Here is an 18,771-nt window from a genome sequence, read left to right as displayed (position 1 = left end):
CGTGCGCCTCATAAAAATGTAAGAATTTACGCTCAATAAACACAGTGCTAAACCGTTTATACATGGATAAAATACCTTTTTTACAGTGAAAGAACAAGATGAAGCGCACAAAAAAACCTCCAATTGGAGGTTTTTTATCGATAAAATTTTCGTTTGAAATATTAATTATCAGAAAAAGCTTTTTCAATTCTAGCAATTAAATCTTTATAATGATATCTACTCAATCGGTCTGAAGTTGAGTATTGCATACGATTTATCTGAGCCTTTAAATTCTCTAATTCACCACGCATTAATGCAATAACATCTGTGTTTGCGACTTGATTCCCATTTTCAATTTCCTTAATATAGCTAATACCTATATCTACGTAAGTTCGCTGTAAATTTCTACGATATGCATCTACTTTTTCTCCACGATAAAGTTCGGTGAAAACTCCGTTTCTCAAATCATCAAAAAGTTCTAATACTGAATAGCTATTACCATGTAACTGCTGATTTTCTACCATTCTTAACAAACGATCTTCGTCCAGCAAATAACTTAAAACTCTAGTCTGTAGTTTTTGAATACGCTCGATTGCTCCTGTAGACTGTATACGATCTAAAATTTCTTTATCTAATAACCAATCTGGTGTTGTAAAAGCATTCTGATTTAAAAATTCTACCGCTTTTTCCTGAATATCATCCGGAACTGGTGAGTAAACGACACCTTCTTGATCTGCGGTTTTCCTTGTCTCATAAACACCCCCAACATTAGTAACTACATGATAAAGATAGCCTCTCCAAAGGCTTATAAGTTCTCCGTAAACTTCTTCTAAATCATTATAACCATATCCATCTTTTGTTGTCCAATCGATCAAGTTAGGTACAACTTTTTTCATGTTAGCTAAACCATATTCGCTAGCTTTTACCTGATCTTTGCCTAAGCTTTCTCGCTGTGATTGAGGATCGCGACCACCATAACCACTCCCAAATTCATAAATAGGATCGCCAGCTTTTTCAAGGATCCATTTATCCAGACTTTCTTTCTCGTCTGCAGAAGATTTTGCTTCTGGTAAATAACGATAGCCCCAATTAATGGCATAAATATCATAAGGACCCATCATTCTAATATATCGCACGCCTTTGTCCTCTGGCTGCGCCACATAATTTACACGGGCGTAATCCATAATCGACGGTGTAAGTCCATATTTTTGTGTAAACTCGGCAGAGCGTAATGAATCTGTTGGATAAGCAGCACTGGCTTTCATGTTATGTGGTAAACCTAAAGCGTGACCCACTTCGTGTGCAATTACCATTCGCATCATTTCTCCAATTTCCTCTTCAGGAGTTTCTAAAGTTCGGGCATTTGGATTTTGCGCACCAGCTTCAATCATAAACCTATTTCTGTAAGATCGAAGGTGATTGTGATACCAAATGATATCACTTTCTATAATTTCACCAGTTCTAGGATCTGTTACAGATGGTCCTACAGCATTTCTGGTTGTACTAGCTACATAACGCACAACCGAATATCTTACATCCTCTGGACTAAAATCTGGATCTTCTTCTTTAGATGGTGGATCTTTTGCAATAATCGCATTTTTAAAACCAGCTTCTTCAAAAGCTTTATTCCAATCTTCTATACCTTTTTTAAAGTAAGGTCTCCAGCGTTTTGGTGTTGCAGGATCTAAATAATAAACAATTGGTTTTACAGGCTCAACTAATTCTCCTCGTTTGTAAGCTTCGATATCCTTAGGTTCTAAACGCCATCTTCTAATAATCTCATAATCATCAGATTTTAAAGCTTCAGAATTATAATCGTATTTACCAATGGTAAACCAACCTACACGGTGATCGGCAATTCTGGGCAACATTTTATCTTCAGGCAGAAGAATCATAGATTGATTCATTAACATAGAAATGGTACTGGCTTGCCCACGTTCTGGTGGCTCTTCCGCATCATACGTCATTACGTGTCTCACTTCTACATTTTCAGGGAAAGAATGCACTTCTTCAATATAAGACCTGCTTTTATCTAATCGCTTTACCTTATATTTTTTTCGTGCAGATGCATTCATAGCGTTTATAGCCGCAACTTCATCTTCAAAAAGATTAGTAACATCAATCACATAAGCACTGCTATCTGGCGTCGTTGTCTCTATAGCAGCGCTATAAAGAATCGGCTCAAAATTATTCGCTTTAACCGATTTATAAATTGGAGATTCCTCATCGCTCTGATTTTCAAAGCTCATCACTCTTACATCAATATTTTTTCCGCGCTTATTCCACCGCACAACCTGCTCGTTTACCTTAGAGCCTGCGTTTACATAACCGCCGCCATAACCAGCAGGTGCTTTAGCAATCCTGCTTACCCAAAGCATATCTTTATTAAATAATGAATCTGGGATTTCAAAAAAGACCTTATTATCCAACTTGTGCGTAGTGAATAATCCACGATCTGAAATTGCATCATTTGTAATTACTTTGTTGTAGGATTTAAGATCTCCGTTCTTTTCTGTTTGAGGAACTTCTGCGACAGGTTTAGAAGTTTTACAGCCAACACTTAGTGCTGCCAATACTCCAATCGCTAGTACTTTTTTTATCATGAAGGTTTTAAATTTTCCCACAAGGTAAGTAAAGTTCAATTTATGCGAAAAAAACACAAGATATCCGGCTTCGACTCAAAGATGGACGAGACAGCAAAATCATTTCAGAATAAAAATAATTTTAAAGCCATATAATATCACTGTGATCTATTCTGAAAATATTTTTTTAACAATTATAAATTTTGAAATAAGCTGTTTTTCTTGAAAAGAAAACAGCCTATTTTATGCTTAATCTGAAGTACTCTTTTATTATAATTTATAATTCGCTATTTTTAAAGAGTATTTTTTAAATAATTGGCACGTATTAATTTTATAGCTATAAATTTCGCAATAAAAGCAATAGTTTTTTACTATCAAAAAACCGAAAAACATAATAATTAGTTATTTATTTTTGACCAGGTATTAATTAAAATCTTAAGTTATGTCAAACAATAATCATCAAGACAATCCAGATAATCATAAGGTTTGGGAAGTAAATGATTCTAGTAAATGTCCTTTTTTGGGCGGATCCAAAAAATTTACAGCAGGAACCGGAACTACCAATAAAGATTGGTGGCCCAACCAGCTAAATCTAAGAATATTGAGTCAGCATTCCTCAAAAACCAATCCTATGGACGAGGATTTTAATTATGCTTCAGCATTTAACCAACTAGACCTAAAAGCAGTTAAACAAGATCTTTTTGAATTGATGACCGACTCACAAGATTGGTGGCCGGCTGATTATGGCCATTATGGACCATTTTTTATCAGGATGGCATGGCACAGCGCGGGGACTTATCGAATTGCTGATGGCCGTGGTGGCGCAAGCTCGGGATCACAACGTTTTGCGCCTTTAAATAGCTGGCCAGATAATGCGAATTTGGATAAAGCAAGGCTACTTTTATGGCCTATTAAACAGAAATACGGAAAGAAAATTAGTTGGGCAGATCTTATGATCCTTGCCGGAAACTGCGCTTTAGAATCCATGGGATTCGAAACTTTTGGTTTTGCCGGTGGTCGTGAAGATATTTGGGAACCCGAAGAAGATATTTATTGGGGATCTGAAGGCGAATGGCTAGGAAACAAAGAACGTTATGAAAACGGAAATACTTTGGAAAATCCGCTTGGCGCTTCACATATGGGATTAATTTATGTAAATCCTGAAGGGCCTAACGGAAATCCAGATCCACTAGGTGCTGCGCAAGATATTAGGGAAACTTTTGGCCGTATGGCAATGAACGATTATGAAACCGTAGCATTAATTGCCGGTGGGCATAGCTTCGGAAAAACTCATGGTGCTGCCGATCCTGAAAAATATATTGATGCTGAACCTGCCGGAGCAACAATCGAAGAAATGAACCTTGGATGGAAAAACACCTTCGGAACAGGAAATGCGGGCGATACAATTACTAGCGGACTTGAAGGTGCCTGGACGACCACTCCCACAAAATGGAGCAATAACTTCTTCGAAAATCTATTTGGTTTTGAATGGGAACTTACCAAAAGCCCCGCCGGTGCCCATCAATGGAAACCTAAAGACAATGCCGGCGCAGGCACAGTTCCAGATGCACACGACCCTAATAAAAAGCATGCACCCTTTATGCTTACCACAGATCTTGCGCTTAAAATGGATCCCGAATACGAGAAGATTTCAAGACATTTTCACGAAAATCCAGATGAATTTGCCGACGCTTTTTCTAGAGCCTGGTTTAAATTAACGCATCGTGATATGGGGCCACTTTCAAGATATTTAGGACCAGAAGTTCCTAAAGAAGAATTGATTTGGCAGGATCCCGTACCGGCTGTAGATCACCAATTAGTGAATAAAGATGACATTGCAGGATTAAAGGATACAATTTTAAACTCAGGATTATCGGTTTCAGAGCTTGTTTCTACCGCATGGGCTTCAGCTTCAACTTTTAGAGGTTCAGATAAACGTGGTGGTGCCAATGGCGCAAGAATTCGTTTAGAGCCACAACGTAACTGGGAAGTAAACAAACCGGCACAACTTCAAAAAGTGATTTCGAAATTAGAAGAAATTCAAGCCGATTTTAATAATTCTTCGGAAAGAAAAATTTCTTTAGCAGATCTTATCGTCCTTTCAGGAAATGCCGCGATCGAGAAAGCTGCAGCAGACGCAGGAAATTCTATTGATCTTGAATTTACACCAGGACGTACCGATGCTACTGAAGAACAAACCGATGCTGATGCCTTTAACGCATTAGAACCAGAATCTGATGGATTTAGAAATTATATTCGAGGAAGCGAGAATGTAAATACTTCTGCGGAAACCATGCTAATTGATAGAGCGCAATTGCTAACATTAAATGTTCCTGAACTAACGGTTCTTTTTGGCGGACTTAAAGTTTTAAACATCAACTACGATGGCTCTAAGAAAGGCGTTTTTACTGAAAAACCTGGTGTTCTAAATAACGATTACTTTATGAACCTGCTAGATATGAGCACTACGTGGAGTTCTACGAACGATGCACAGACAGAGTTTATTGGTAAAGATCGAAAAACAGGAGATACAAAATGGACAGCCAGCCGTGCCGACTTAATTTTTGGATCAAACTCTGAACTACGCGCACAAGCTGAAGTTTACGCCTGTTCTGATAGCCAGGAGAAATTTATAAAAGATTTTGCTAAAGCCTGGACTAAAGTAATGAACCTAGATCGCTTTGATTTAAAATAAAAATATTGATCTAATATATCGAAAAGCAGCTTCTTGATAGGAGCTGCTTTTTTAGTTAAAGGAGATTAAAATTTAATTAATCAAAGCTAATCACAATCATCATTACAAAATTCTGCATTCTCATAATCTTGCTCAGTAAAAATAAATACTTCTCTCAGTTCCTTATATTCGCAATCATTTAAAGGATTGTTTTCGTTAGAACAATCTGATTTATAAAAACTTCTTTTTTGGTTCCCATATATAACTATAAGAGAATCTCTGTTCGAAGCTCCCCCAAAAAAGACTTGATAACTGTATCCTTTAGGAGGCAATCCATCTTTATAAGTTTTAATAATTTCTTCGCCTTCTGGAATTATTGTTATTTTAGGTTCAACTTCAGGTTGATAGGATATGTAACTCCTAATTTCTATTGTAGCTCCACTATCGTTCCGAACAGTATAATTATAAGTGACAGTATCTCCTTGATCTGCACCACATTTACAAAATAAAGCTATAGATAAAATTAAATAAAGAACCTTTTTCATAAGTCTTTTTAGTTTGACAGTTAACAGATAGTGAGGTTAATCTGTAAATAAAAATAGATAATTTCTAGATTTCCTAGGTATTTTTATATGTCATAATTAACTAATAAGCGAACACATCGTATTATTCATATACTCATTTCACTTTCAATATTTATTGTGGGATTTACTAAAATAACTATACGACTTATAAATATTCTTTGAATTAAAATATAAACTATCACAAAGAGGAAAGAGGGTATAAAACAAAAAACCCTCTAAATCAATAAGATAAAGAGGGTCTTTGTACTCGGAGCGGGACTTGAAACCTTTCTTTATAAACACCTAAAAACAAAGAAAAAACTAATATTTAAGGTGTAAGTATCAGATTTTAAGAGGTTCAATAATTCCCGAATTTTTTCAAATATTTTTAAATTATTTCAATTTTACGGGGAAGATACGGGGAAAGTTTTTAATTTTGCTATTATAATACTTCTCAGATGGCTACATTTAAGTATATCGTTAAAAGCAAAACTTATCCTGCAAAAGTTTATTTAAGACTTAGACATAGTAACACTTTAGATATTGTAAAGACAACAAATATTTTAATTGATCCTACAGACTGGGATTCCAAAAATCAGAAACTTAAAAAAAAATATAAGTTATCGGCAAAAGATCAGGTAGAATATAGCAAGACGGAAACGACACTAGCGCAACTCAAAGAACATATTAAAAATGCTTTCAACCAGCGAGAAATTCCATTAGGTCAGATTGATAATAGTTGGTTAGAGTACCATATAGATATTTTTAACGGAGACGTTATTCCTGAAATTGAAAGAAGTGATTTTTTAATAGATGCTATCCAGCACGTAATTGACACCGCCAACATAAGAGAAAACAATCAGAAAGGACTTGGTTTATCTAAAAGCCGGGTAAATTCTTACAATAATCTTTTGAAGATTATAAAAAAATATCAGGGAAAAAATATCAGATACCGCATTAAAGAAATAGATCTAAAATTCGGGAAAGCTTTTTTAAACTGGCTTATTAATAGTCAAAAATATTCTGAGGGATATGCTAGAAAAAAAATTGATGATCTAAAAACAGTATGTCGTGATGCTCAATTAGACGGACTTGAAACCAGCTTGCAATTAAATAAAATTAAAGGCGGTAAAACAAAAAAAGAGCATGCTATTTATTTAAATCCTCATGAACTTGATAAGATCGAAAATACTCATCTAGTTAGTGAAGCATTAGTAAATGCACGAAAATGGTTAATACTGGGAGCGAATATAGGTACACGAGGCCAAGATCTATTAAATCTCACAAAAGATAATTTTGTTAATCGTTCCGGATTAGAGGTTATAGAAATAAAGCAACAAAAAACTGGTAAAAATGTAACTATTCCCATACTTGATAAAACAAGAGAAATAATAAAAGATGGTTTACCAAAAAAAATATCTATCCAGAAACTAAATACATATTTCAAGAAAATATGTGAATTATCAGAAATAAACGAACCTACATTAGGAACTAAAATTTTAATGATTGATGAAAACGGCCAAGAAATACCTAAGGATAAAAATGGAAAGTATATTAAAAAAGGAATAAAAAGAGCTGTAACCGGTACTTACCAAAAATGGGAGTTAGTTACAACCCATGTTTGTAGAAGATCTTTTGCTACTAATCAGTATGGCATTTTACCTACCAGTTTAATAATGAGAATCACCGGCCATAGTACCGAAAAGCAACTGTTAGAATATGTAAGAAAAGATTCACTCGATTATGCTCAACAAATTGCTGACTTCTACGAATTACAAAAACTTAAACAGGAAAAAACACCTAAAATGAATATTATAAAAAACGTATCAAAATTATAAGCTATGGAAAATACATCAAAAAAAGAAAAAATAAACCAATTCGATAAAGAACTCAAATTGTTTATCGAGCATCGAAAGAATTATAACAAAGAAGAACGAAAAAAAATAATTAGCTCTCTCTTTAAAGATTACTTTAATGCGTACAAATCAAATAATTAGTTCATACCAACGACTTTAAAATGAATAATAATAATAATTCAGAATCAGAAAGAAATCTAGAGCTCGAAAACAAGGAACTTCGTAAAAAGTTAGCCTTTGTTACTAAAGAATTTAATAACTATAAATTACTAATTCACAACGAAGTTATTCCAAGAAATGAAGATTACAGATTAAGGGCTGTAGAAGCCGAAAAAGACATAGATCAATTAAAAAACATAACTGATGCCTTAATAAATTTCGTGTTTGAAAATGGTTTAGGAGAGCGTTATAATAAGGCTTTTATAAATGATATCATGCATCATGTTCATGAAGATGTAAACTATAAAAGCAAAAATGAAATAAGATTTGCTGAGGTTAACGAGGGGTTTACAAAAGCAAAAATGAATTACCAGTTACAAAAATCCTTTTTTAAAAATTAAATCTCGGCTAAATGGAAACTTTCGAGAATTTACAACCGTTACATAATGATATTTATAGCAAAATTAGATATGCTAATTCGCAATTTGAATTTTTAGAAAAGACTAATTTTAAAAACGAAGACTTAGCTCAAACTTTACACGATCAAATAGACAAGCTAAAAGAAGAAGCAGCCATATTCGCTGCAAAAAACATGCTTACAAAACCTAAAGAGAATTGGTTGAAAACAAAACTAAAATACCTCATTAGATCGCAAAGTATTATTGATAGCAAAATCAAATTAGATAAGTACCAAGAATTAATTGATTTAAATCAAGAAATTGAAATATTAATAAACAATCAAAAAGAAAGTTTTGAAAATGATTTACAGTTTGAAAAATATCAGGATTTTTTAAATAGCATCATTGACACAGCTGAAGTACCTGATGATGATTTTTTAAAAATAAGCTCTCTCATTGCTACAGGAGAAATCGAAATAATTGAAACAAGTCAAAGCTATAAGTACAAAAACAAGCCTTATAAAGATGTAATCCTAATTTACAAAGACGTTCAAAAACGCTTTCCAAACATCGGAAAAACTACCGTTCGAAAAATTATTTCAGATACTCTAACAAATCGCACTACTCCACCTAATAAAAATATGTTCTACTTTGACAACACTTCTGGACGCCTTAAATGCAATAAAGGTATTGTAGAAAAAACCATTAAATACTGTGAATTTTATAATAAAAAGATAACGTGCCAGAAGCTTATTGACACATACGAAGACATTAAAAGATATTTATAGTATTTGAAAAAGGACTAAACAACGGACTAGTCCACTAAGTAAATAACTTAATCTTTCCCAAAATTTGCATCTATAATTAATAAACTTCAATATGGATGCTAAAACAAAATCATTGAATTTGCTGAGCCGAAAAGAAGCTGCAGAGCTTCTTGGCATAGGAGAAACAACACTCTGGCGTTGGACAAAGGAAAAACACTTGAAAAGCTACGGAATTTCTGGTAAACGATTCTATAAACTTTCAGATATCGAAGCTGCTTTAGTCGAAATGTAAATCATAACATTTTACAAAACTAAAAAGCTTTAACCCATTAAACAACAAATTTCAGATCATTAAAACCAAAGTTAACAAAACAACTTAGGCAGGGATAGTATTATCAAAATTTAAATCAAATATCAAATTTTTAATCATGAAAAAAGTAAGTAGAGAAATTGCGTTAAATGAATTAGTTGAATTCGTAAAAATTCACAAACCAAAAGAAGTACGTAGAGGTCAATTAACACCTGAAAAAATCGAAGATGATTTCTTAGACATACTAGAGGCCATTGAAGATGGAAACTTGATGTTTAAGGATGAAAAACCGGTGTACAGTTTATTAGAACCAGTCAAAAATCAAGATGATGAGGTAATACTTGAGACTATTAATTTTGAGCATACCAGAATTAAACCATCACAATTAGCAAATCTTTCTAAAGGTCTCGATATAAGCAAAAATGCTTTTGAATTTGGTCTAAGGTGTACTGCTTACATTATTGGCGAGCCTAAAACATTTTTAGACAAGCTAAGTACTACAGATTTTAAAGTTGTACAAGGATTAGCCAGCCTTTTTATGTAAGCGGTGGCTGGTCGCTTAATAAAAATCAGATAGATAATATTTTAATGAGTTTAGTCAGTGAGTTCCACTGGACACCAAAAACAGTATCAAATATGTTTTGTGATGATTTAGATCATCATGGGATAATATACTGGTACGAACTCATAAAAGAGCAATCAAAAGAAAGAGATTCAAAATTCGGTAAATAATGGGTAGTGCAATTAAAGTACCTGCAGAATTTATAGCAGTAGATAAGTTTTCATCGGTAATTAAACGCATGACAAGTAGAGTTTCTACTTTCTCAACTAGAGCTGCAGGGCTAGAGAGGTTTAATACTAAACTGAACAAATTTAAATACCATGCTATGGCTGGCGGTGCTGCTTTAGGTGTAACTGTAAATCAAGCAAATGATTTTCAGAAATCAATGGGGAACGTAAGCACATTAATTGACACTAACTCAGAAGATATGGGTAAAATGGGCGATCAGGTATTAAAACTTAGTACCAGATTGCCGGTACCTATTAATGAGCTTACTACATCATTATATGATATAAGATCTGCAGGTGTTTCAGCTTCTCAGGCAATGGGAACTCTAGATACAGCCGGTAAACTTTCTGTAGCGGGACTTTCAACAGCTTCTGAAGCTACAAATATCCTTACATCTGCAATGAACGCCTTTAAAACTGAAAGCTTAAAATCAGAAGAAATAGGTAACATTTTATTCAAAACCGTTAAGTACGGTAAAACGACATTATCTCAATTAGCTCAAAGCTTCGGAGCTACTGCGCCAATTGTGCAAAGTTCAGGAGTGAAATTAGCCGATTTTAGTGCTGCCACTGCAGCATTAACCACACTTGGAACTCCTGCAAGTACAGCACAAAATCAGATTAGAGCTTCAATAGTTGCTATGCAGAAACCAACTGCAGAAATGACAAAAATTTATAAAAATTTAGGAGTTGCATCTGAAAAAGAACTAATAAACAAGAAAGGTAGTTTAGTAGGTGCTATGCAAGCTATTAATGAAGCAGGTGGGAATATGGGACTTAATATGGCAAAGGCTTGGAGTTCTGTAGAAGCTGGAGCAGCTGTAACCGCACTAACAGGGTCTACGAATAAAGCTTATTTACAAACGCTTAAAGATATGACTGGTTCTTCACAGGAGTTAACTACAGCATTTGAAAAGCAAAAAAATACAGATTCAAGCCAATTAGTATTAGCTCAAAACAACATGGAGGCACTGAGCATCACAATCGGTACAATGCTCGCCCCTGAAATAACTAATTTGGTAAAAAAGGTAATACCACTAATCAAAGCCTTTAAAGATTGGATAAAGGAAAACAGCTGGTTAGTTGAGTTAATACCTACAGTTGTTTTGGGATTTGCAGCATTTAAAGGAGTTCTATGGGCTACAAGAGCAGCTTTATTTATCAATAGTATTGCAATGGGTGTAAATGCTGCTCGAATGGGTGCAATGTCTTTAGCTATGAATGGAAATAAGATAGCCATGGCTGCATTCAATATTTATACGAAAGCTGCTGCTGCTGCACAATGGATATTTAACGCTGCTATGAACGCTAACCCTATCGGCTTGGTTATAGCTGCAATTGTAGTACTCATAGGCGTTGTAGCAGTTATAATTAAATATTACGATAAATGGGGTGCTGCTTTAACCTTAATACTTGGTCCGTTTGGAGCAATCATTAATATTATTATGGGTATTAGAAAGCACTGGGACACTATTGTAAAAACATTTAAAGAAGATGGTATTCTGGCCGGTATAAAAATGATTGGTAAAGTGATTTTTGATTCAATGCTTTATCCTGTAGAGCAGTTCTTAGGATTACTTTCTAAAATACCAGGTGTTGGAAAATATATAGATCCTGCTATGAAGTTTGTTGAAAATATGCGAGCAAACTTAAATCTGGAAACAGATCAAGATTCAAATAATGATGCTGAGGTTACAACTAATAAGGAAATACCTCTCATCCCATCATCTCGAGATCAACAATTCAGTCAACAACAAAGTATAATGCAAAAATATGGCAAAGGAGAACTATTAATTAAAATGCAAGATCCTAATAACAACATAAAAAGTATTGAATCAGGCAATAGTGATTCTCTACCAGTTAAACTAACTCCCACAGTGGGACAAATGTAAAATGAACTTATGACACCAGATGAAGTAAAAGAACAATTTCCAGAAACGTATCACAACATTCTCAATTCAGGTATTAACAAAGCTAGAAATATTATTACAGGTACTATAAATCAAGGTTTTCAAAATGTTGAAGATTTAAAAACCAAGATTGATCAAGCATTTATAAGTGAAATAAATTCTGAAAACGAATTAGATGTTTTCAACAAAAAATTAGATGAAATTTTAAATAATTAAGCATGGCAATACTAAGCAAGAAAAAACAAACATTTAAGCCCGTTTTTTTATATAAAGACAAAGGAGCTATCAAGAGACATATAAGTAAAGCAAAAGATTGCGCACCTTACTTCAAAAACGTTTTAATTGAATCTCAAAAGCTTTTTAAGGACGATTTAACTGAAATCGAAAAGCAAAATATAATTAGATCCGGTTGGAGTTATTTGGAAAACCTTATAAAGGAAAAATACAATTTTCCTAATGCCAATGATGTAAGTATAATATTAAGTCTACAAGGCTTAAGTTCTAAGGGTGTTTTAAACTCTCTAAAAGAAATGGTTAATGCTGTACCAAATCGCTCTAAGATAGAAGATTTTATAATCACTGCTAACAATGAGGTTTATCTAAGTGATGAAGCAATAAAAGGATTTGATAATGTAGCAACATTTCACACCCGAAATGAAAAACAAAATGAAGCTTTAGAAATTGCAGCAAATCTTTGTAAACTTATAAACCAAGCGATAGAATCAGATTTTACCGTACACTCATTAGGCACTTTCCCAGACCTTGACGCCTTAAAGGATTTAATTACGCCAAAGTTAAATGAAAATCAACCAGAATCACAATATCATAAACGGAAAGTATTCTACATTCCAAATTATGAAAAAATCCGGTTTATGGGCGATTATTAATTATTAAAAATAATAAAGAGCCTCACTACAGGCTCTTTATTATTCCAAATATCTTCAAATTCTACAAGCTTAGCCCTGCAGAGATACGGCTAAGATAAGCAATTCTTTCTTTATTATCTATGCCTATAGACGGGGTCAAAATAAAATGTATTGGCACTCACTATTCTCAGTGGGAAAAATCCCCGTTATTATCATTCAGCACTAAAGTAGATACGGAAACAGGAGAAATTAAATCCCAAACTAAAATTGCTTTCTACCGAGGCTTATATTTTTTATTAATCCCATCAACCATAAGCAGCGAAATTCACTGCATAATAAGAGGATCACTACCAAGATATTACAATCATGGAAGAAACAATGCTTTTGACTATACCTATGATATGCTAGAAGAAACTGTAAATGATTTATCAATAAAGTTTCATTTAGATATAAATAAAGCCATTATACAGCATTTTGAATACGGTGTTAATGTTGAATGTCCTATCACGCCAAAAAATGCAATACAAGGCATAAGGGCTTATCAAAGCGATGCTTTTACAAATATGAAAACCGATGAGGTATTTAGCGGGAAACAAATACAAAAACAAGAGTATCGTTTTAAAGTCTACGATAAAAGTTTACAAATTGAAAAACCTGAATTAAAGCTATTAAGGATAGAAATTGCGATAAAGAGCCGAAAAAAAGCTGCTAAATATGGTATCAAAAATTTATCTGATTTATTGGACATTGGGAATCTGCGAAAAATAACACCAGATCTATTACAAATATGGGATGATGCTATTTTTTACGATAAAGGGATGAAATGGCGACAAATGACAAGAAAGCAAAAAGAAAAGATGCTTTATTACCTAGACGCTACTAACTGGATAAAGTTTACCAGAAAACAAAGATCTAGAGCTAAAAGCACTTTTTTAGAGCTAAAAGAAAAATTTTGTAGCTCCACAACGCAAAAAGAAATATCAAATTTAATATCCAAAAAGTTTCAAATTTTAGAAGCCAAAAAAGGTCACGCTTTACGCAACTTTAAGGTCGAAAACGAAAGCCAAAAAAGGTCACGCTTTACGGATTTAAATAAAGGCGTAAAACGTGGACAAAATCAAATTGAAAATTATAAAAGGGTAAATGTTAAAAAAAGTGACAATACAGCAACTAGAAAATGTATAGTTTGTGGTAAGGATATTTCAGATAAAAGACCAGATGCAATGTTCTGCTGTAAAAAACATAATAATTCTTATCAAGCTAAGAGACGAAGAAAAAAAAGGAGACAATTAAAATCCAAAGAATTAAAAGACCTATCAATCCTTTTGAAACATTTAGAAAATCACAATGATTTAATAAAGATTAAATTCTCAAATAGAACTCGATCTATATCCATACTAAGCCATAAACTTAAACTCTCTAGTAAGGATATCACCAAAATTTCTAAAGTTGAAGTAAACGACATTGTTTTAACATCATATAGAGCTAGGAAATTAATTAAAACTATCATTAAAAGCATAGATCATGAGCCAGAGCCTTATAAAACTTGACTTATACAAATGCATAGCAAAAGCAGATAGAATTAGAAGATCAAAAGGATTAGTACCGGTTATTGATATAACTGGTCTATACTATGAACTCATCCTACTAGATGGTGACAGGTACTATCCAGATGCCACCAGAGTTAATCTATATAAACTCCAGAAGAAAGGAAAGCATACAATAGATCACATATTAATTAATGATCTTACTAAAATACTAATGGTTGATCGATCAGAGTTATTTAGATATCCGAAAGATAAAAAAAGGTACTGTAAATAGTTTCGATATCCAGCGCAATACGTTGCGCACGGCATTCTTAAAACGCTTACCATTGATTTCACTACTGTAACGCTATGTGTAACGCTTGTAACACTAAATTCCACACTGTAACGCTATTTTTTGAACTGTAACGCTTTTCAAAAACATCAATTAACCACAATCCAAATTTGGATTATCCTAATTAATCAACTCTGCAGATAGAAATTCTTTTCTTTTGATTTTATAAGATGGACAAAAATGTCCGGAAGGTATCAGGTACTAAAAATTTAAAAGAATAATTACACTTTAACGGTTCAAATTTTACACGTTGAGCATCAATGCAGATGTAGAATTTCAAAAAAAATTTTAAGTAAAACTTTTTATTTAAAATTTAAATAGTGAAAAGCATTGAAAACACTGAGGTCAAAAGATTTTTAAATTATTTCTCGAACTTTTGTCCCTTTTTTTATCAATTAAATTTTGTATTGAAAATGAAAACACTGGGCCTACCATACAATAACTAGAATTTAAAAACCATTCAAAAAGTACTAAAAAAATATAACTAATTAAAAAACAAGACTTTAAAAAATGTCCTTTTAATAAAATGTCACTAGGCATAATTTGCAGACATAATATTAAATTTTAAAACATGGAATTATATCTCAATTTAAATTCAAATGCAGCTGGATTATTCTTTATTTTACTTCTAATAATCATTATTAGTAAGACTGGGAAAAATTTCTCTACCATCCGTTCAAAAGAAAAAAGGTTTTTTTTAAAATTAATCATTCAATTTATATGTCAGGTCATGTTCTAACATATAATCAAAATCAAATTACGGGGAACATATGGGGAAAACAAACATTTCTAAAAACAAAAGACCCTCTAAATCAATAAGATAAAGAGGGTCTTTGTACTCGGAGCGGGACTTGAACCCGCACGAACGTTGCTGTTCATTGGATTTTAAGTCCAACGTGTCTACCAATTCCACCATCCGAGCATAATATTATATATACTGAGCGAAAAACGGGATTCGAACCCGCGACCTCCACCTTGGCAAGGTGGCGCTCTACCAACTGAGCTATTTTCGCGTATTTAAAAGAACTTTCGGTTTTACCGATGCGCAATTGTTTATTGCGGATGCAAATTTAGCACATTTCTTAAAACGACCAAGCTTTTTTTTAATTTTTTGCGTTTTCTTGCTTCTTTTTTTGTTTTACCGAGAGCATTCGCTTTATCTCATTTAACTTCATCAAAGCCTCCACCGGCGTAAGTGTATCAATATCAATACTTACCAATTCGTCACGCAAATCTTCCAACAAAGGATCATCTAAATTAAAAAAACTGAGTTGCATCTCTTCTTCAGCAGATTTTTTTAAAACTTCGCTGCTTTCTTCCATTTTATGGGTTTGCTCCAGCTTCTGTAGGATTTTATTAGCTCGATGCAACACCTGTTGTGGCATCCCTGCCATTTTAGCCACATGAATCCCGAAACTATGTTCACTACCTCCCGGAACCAGCTTCCGAAGAAAAAGAACATTATCTTCTAATTCCTTTACAGAGACATTATAATTCTTTATTCGGCTAAAGGTATCACACATTTCATTTAACTCGTGGTAATGCGTCGCAAATAGTGTTTTTGGGCGCGCTGGATGCTCATGCAAATATTCACTAATTGCCCAGGCGATAGAAATTCCATCATAAGTACTTGTTCCCCGACCAATTTCATCTAGTAGCACTAAGCTTCGTTCAGAAATATTATTCAGGATATTCGCCGTTTCATTCATCTCTACCATAAAGGTAGATTCACCCATCGAGATATTATCGCTGGCTCCTACTCTAGTAAAAATCTTATCTACCAAACCAACATTAGCAGCTTTTGCGGGCACAAAACTTCCCATTTGTGCCATTAGTACAATTAAAGCAGTTTGGCGCAAAATAGCCGACTTACCACTCATATTTGGCCCGGTGATCATAATCACCTGCTGCTCTTCTCTATCCAAGAAAACGCTATTAGTTACATAAGATTCGCCAATAGGTAATTGCTTTTCGATCACGGGATGGCGACCGTCTTCAATTTGTAATTCAAATCCTTCTTCAATTTCAGGTTTACAATATTGCTCGATCTTAGCTTGTTGCGCAAACGAACATAAACAATCCAACTGCGCAATAAGCTGTGCATTTTGCTGTACCGGCTGAATATAATCGTTCATCCATAGCACCAATTTTGAAAAAAGATCTTGCTCTAATTGCAAAATTTTCTCTTCGGCACCTAAAATTTTCGCTTCGTATTCTTTTAACTCTTCAGTAATATAGCGTTCCGCATTTACCAGCGTTTGTTTTCTAACCCATTCGGCCGGCACCTTATCTTTATGTGTATTTCTAACTTCGATATAATAACCATACACGTTGTTATTACCTATCTTCAGCGAAGTTATTCCGGTTGCAGCACTTTCCCGCTCCAACATATTGTCGAGGTAATCTTTTCCTGAAAATGCGATATCACGAAGTTCGTCCAGTTCTTTATGAAATCCTCTTGCGATCACATTTCCTTTTTGCAGCAATACCGGCGCTTCCTCATTAATGCTCTCCTTTATTTTAGACCGAAGTAATTCACAAGCATGTAAATTATCGCCAATCACTTTTAAAGCTTCGTTTTCGCATCCTAAAGCTGTTTCCTTTACCGGAATAATAGCTTCTAAGGAATTTTTAAGCTGAATTACTTCTCTTGGTGAAACTTTACCCGTTGCTACTTTTGAAATTAAGCGTTCTAAATCGCTCATTTCTTTTACCTGCTCCTGTATCTTATATAAAACCTCGGGATGTTCTAAAAGATAGCCAACAACCTCGTGGCGCTTCTTTATTTTTTCTGAATTTTTTAAAGGCAGCGCCAGCCAACGTTTCAATAATCGGCCTCCCATAGGCGAAATCGTCTTATCGATCACATCTAAAAGGGTTACCGCATTGGCGGCTGTACTATGATATAATTCAAGATTCCGTATGGTAAATCGATCCATCCAAACATATTCTTCTTCTGCAATACGATTTATCGCGGTAATATGCTGAAGCTTGTTATGCTGAGTTTCGGCCAGGTAATGAAGAATCGATCCTGAAGCTATAATTCCTTCCTCTAAATGAGCAACCCCAAAACCTTTTAAAGAAGCCGTTTTAAAATGACTATTTAAAGTTTCACTGGCAAAGTCGTTTTTAAACACCCAATCTTCCAGATAGAAAACATGATAATCTTCCCCAAAATCAGAAGCAAAATTCTTTTTATATTTCTTCTGAATTAAAACTTCACTCGGGTTAAAATTCTGAAGCAGTTTATCGATGTATTCTTGCGTTCCCTGCGCAGTTAAAAATTCACCCGTAGAAACATCCAAGAATGAGATCCCAAGATTTCTTTTTCCATAATGTATCGCACAAAGAAAATTATTCGACTTACTGTTTAAAACCTCATCGCTTAAGGCAACACCCGGAGTCACAAGTTCGGTTACTCCACGCTTCACGATCTTTTTAGTCATCTTTGGATCTTCTAATTGATCGCAAATCGCCACACGCTGCCCGGCTTTTACCAGTTTTGGTAAATACGTGTTTAAAGAATGATGCGGAAAACCAGCAAGCTCGCTTCGCTCGCCGCCGTTATTTCTATTGGTTAGCACAATGTTTAAAATTCTGGCAGCCACCACGGCATCTGCACCAAAAGTCTCATAAAAATCCCCAACTCTAAACAATAACATTGCATCTGGATATTTAGCTTTTATAGCTAAATACTGCTTCATTAGGGGGGTCACCTTTGCTTCTTTTTTTGCTGCCAAATCAAGGAAATTTTAGAACCGCTAAAATAAAGAAACCTATCTTCTATTAGAAAATTTGGCTCTAGCTTTTTTATGAATATTTTTTTATTACATACTAGGAGTGTAATTCGTTGGTAGTTTTTCGATTTCTGTTTTCTGTTAAAAAAAGGAGCTTTCAGCAGTTAGCTTTAAGCGATTTCTTCATTCAAAATTCAGCATTACTATTTAAAAAAAACAGCGTAAAAAAACTTGCGTCATCCCAGACTCAGGTCCGGAATAACGTTTATTAGTATCATTTTGACACCCTGAAAGAACAGTATT

Annotated in this window: 14 protein-coding genes and 2 tRNA genes; 11 read left to right on the top strand and 5 right to left on the bottom strand. The window is 34.0% G+C overall.

Going from position 1 to position 18,771, the window contains the following annotated elements; genetic code table 11:
- Nucleotides 1-161: 161 nt before the first annotated feature.
- Entirely contained in the window at nt 162-2,582 is a 2,421-nt protein-coding gene (locus PBT89_RS03185; RefSeq protein WP_270063361.1) for a zinc-dependent metalloprotease, read from the bottom strand.
- 421 nt (nt 2,583-3,003) lie between these two features.
- Between PBT89_RS03185 and katG the strand changes: the two genes are divergently transcribed.
- On the top strand, nt 3,004-5,256 hold the full coding sequence (gene katG / locus PBT89_RS03180; RefSeq protein WP_270063360.1) for a catalase/peroxidase HPI: 2,253 nt from the start codon (nt 3,004-3,006) through the stop codon (nt 5,254-5,256).
- A gap of 86 nt (nt 5,257-5,342) precedes the next feature.
- Here the strand turns inward: katG and PBT89_RS03175 are convergent, their stop codons facing one another.
- On the bottom strand, nt 5,343-5,780 hold the full coding sequence (locus tag PBT89_RS03175; protein WP_270063359.1) for a hypothetical protein: 438 nt from the start codon (nt 5,778-5,780) through the stop codon (nt 5,343-5,345).
- A 476-nt stretch (nt 5,781-6,256) separates the two neighbouring features.
- Between PBT89_RS03175 and PBT89_RS03170 the strand changes: the two genes are divergently transcribed.
- The 10 genes from PBT89_RS03170 to PBT89_RS03125 all read left to right on the top strand — a co-directional run bounded on the left by PBT89_RS03170 (nt 6,257) and on the right by PBT89_RS03125 (nt 14,403).
- Nucleotides 6,257-7,636: a tyrosine-type recombinase/integrase gene (locus PBT89_RS03170; protein WP_270063358.1), complete on the top strand. Its 1,380-nt coding sequence runs from the start codon at nt 6,257-6,259 to the stop codon at nt 7,634-7,636.
- Nucleotides 7,637-7,815: 179 nt separating this feature from the next.
- Nucleotides 7,816-8,214: a hypothetical protein gene (locus PBT89_RS03165; protein ID WP_270063357.1), complete on the top strand. Its 399-nt coding sequence runs from the start codon at nt 7,816-7,818 to the stop codon at nt 8,212-8,214.
- An 11-nt stretch (nt 8,215-8,225) separates the two neighbouring features.
- Entirely contained in the window at nt 8,226-8,999 is a 774-nt protein-coding gene (locus PBT89_RS03160) for a hypothetical protein (RefSeq protein WP_270063356.1), read from the top strand.
- A 91-nt stretch (nt 9,000-9,090) separates the two neighbouring features.
- Entirely contained in the window at nt 9,091-9,270 is a 180-nt protein-coding gene (locus PBT89_RS03155) for a helix-turn-helix domain-containing protein (protein ID WP_270063355.1), read from the top strand.
- 136 nt (nt 9,271-9,406) lie between these two features.
- Nucleotides 9,407-9,832: a hypothetical protein gene (locus PBT89_RS03150; protein WP_270063354.1), complete on the top strand. Its 426-nt coding sequence runs from the start codon at nt 9,407-9,409 to the stop codon at nt 9,830-9,832.
- A gap of 44 nt (nt 9,833-9,876) precedes the next feature.
- The gene (locus tag PBT89_RS03145; protein ID WP_270063353.1) at nt 9,877-10,020 is read left to right on the top strand and encodes a hypothetical protein; all 144 of its coding nucleotides are present in this window, start codon (nt 9,877-9,879) and stop codon (nt 10,018-10,020) included.
- Complete coding sequence (locus tag PBT89_RS03140) at nt 10,020-11,969, top strand: phage tail tape measure protein (protein ID WP_270063352.1); 1,950 nt, start codon at nt 10,020-10,022, stop codon at nt 11,967-11,969. Before PBT89_RS03145 ends, PBT89_RS03140 begins: the two co-directional genes overlap by 1 nt.
- A 9-nt stretch (nt 11,970-11,978) precedes the next feature.
- Nucleotides 11,979-12,203, top strand: a complete 225-nt coding sequence (locus tag PBT89_RS03135; protein ID WP_270063351.1) for a hypothetical protein — start codon at nt 11,979-11,981, stop codon at nt 12,201-12,203.
- Between the two features lie 2 nt (nt 12,204-12,205).
- Nucleotides 12,206-12,874: a hypothetical protein gene (locus PBT89_RS03130; protein ID WP_270063350.1), complete on the top strand. Its 669-nt coding sequence runs from the start codon at nt 12,206-12,208 to the stop codon at nt 12,872-12,874.
- A gap of 119 nt (nt 12,875-12,993) precedes the next feature.
- Nucleotides 12,994-14,403 (top strand): hypothetical protein, encoded by a 1,410-nt coding sequence (locus tag PBT89_RS03125; protein WP_270063349.1) that lies wholly within the window; start codon nt 12,994-12,996, stop codon nt 14,401-14,403.
- Nucleotides 14,404-15,567: 1,164 nt separating this feature from the next.
- Here PBT89_RS03125 and PBT89_RS03120 read toward each other — a convergent pair.
- The 3 genes from PBT89_RS03120 to mutS all read right to left on the bottom strand — a co-directional run bounded on the left by PBT89_RS03120 (nt 15,568) and on the right by mutS (nt 18,435).
- Nucleotides 15,568-15,653 (bottom strand) — tRNA-Leu (locus tag PBT89_RS03120).
- A gap of 18 nt (nt 15,654-15,671) precedes the next feature.
- Nucleotides 15,672-15,744, bottom strand: a tRNA-Gly gene (locus tag PBT89_RS03115).
- Nucleotides 15,745-15,834: 90 nt separating this feature from the next.
- Nucleotides 15,835-18,435: a DNA mismatch repair protein MutS gene (gene mutS / locus PBT89_RS03110; RefSeq protein WP_270064296.1), complete on the bottom strand. Its 2,601-nt coding sequence runs from the start codon at nt 18,433-18,435 to the stop codon at nt 15,835-15,837.
- Nucleotides 18,436-18,771 lie beyond the last annotated feature (336 nt).

This window comes from Zunongwangia sp. HRR-M8 (genome assembly GCF_027594405.1).
Classification (GTDB): Bacteria; Bacteroidota; Bacteroidia; order Flavobacteriales; family Flavobacteriaceae; genus Zunongwangia.
The sequence above is the reverse complement of the archived record's forward strand: the minus strand, read 5'-3'. Positions and strand labels throughout refer to the sequence as shown.

Bases quoted from the DNA above. Each gene is read 5' to 3' on its own strand.
- PBT89_RS03150 (WP_270063354.1), top strand. From the start codon at position 9,407: ATGAAAAAAGTAAGTAGAGAAATTGCGTTAAATGAATTAGTTGAATTC.
- PBT89_RS03135 (WP_270063351.1), top strand. From the start codon at position 11,979: ATGACACCAGATGAAGTAAAAGAACAATTTCCAGAAACGTATCACAAC.
- PBT89_RS03165 (WP_270063357.1), top strand. From the start codon at position 7,816: ATGAATAATAATAATAATTCAGAATCAGAAAGAAATCTAGAGCTCGAA.
- PBT89_RS03185 (WP_270063361.1), bottom strand. From the start codon at position 2,582: ATGATAAAAAAAGTACTAGCGATTGGAGTATTGGCAGCACTAAGTGTT.
- katG (WP_270063360.1), top strand. From the start codon at position 3,004: ATGTCAAACAATAATCATCAAGACAATCCAGATAATCATAAGGTTTGG.
- PBT89_RS03175 (WP_270063359.1), bottom strand. From the start codon at position 5,780: ATGAAAAAGGTTCTTTATTTAATTTTATCTATAGCTTTATTTTGTAAA.
- PBT89_RS03160 (WP_270063356.1), top strand. From the start codon at position 8,226: ATGGAAACTTTCGAGAATTTACAACCGTTACATAATGATATTTATAGC.
- PBT89_RS03170 (WP_270063358.1), top strand. From the start codon at position 6,257: ATGGCTACATTTAAGTATATCGTTAAAAGCAAAACTTATCCTGCAAAA.
- PBT89_RS03145 (WP_270063353.1), top strand. From the start codon at position 9,877: ATGAGTTTAGTCAGTGAGTTCCACTGGACACCAAAAACAGTATCAAAT.
- PBT89_RS03130 (WP_270063350.1), top strand. From the start codon at position 12,206: ATGGCAATACTAAGCAAGAAAAAACAAACATTTAAGCCCGTTTTTTTA.
- PBT89_RS03155 (WP_270063355.1), top strand. From the start codon at position 9,091: ATGGATGCTAAAACAAAATCATTGAATTTGCTGAGCCGAAAAGAAGCT.
- PBT89_RS03140 (WP_270063352.1), top strand. From the start codon at position 10,020: ATGGGTAGTGCAATTAAAGTACCTGCAGAATTTATAGCAGTAGATAAG.
- mutS (WP_270064296.1), bottom strand. From the start codon at position 18,435: ATGAAGCAGTATTTAGCTATAAAAGCTAAATATCCAGATGCAATGTTA.
- PBT89_RS03125 (WP_270063349.1), top strand. From the start codon at position 12,994: ATGCCTATAGACGGGGTCAAAATAAAATGTATTGGCACTCACTATTCT.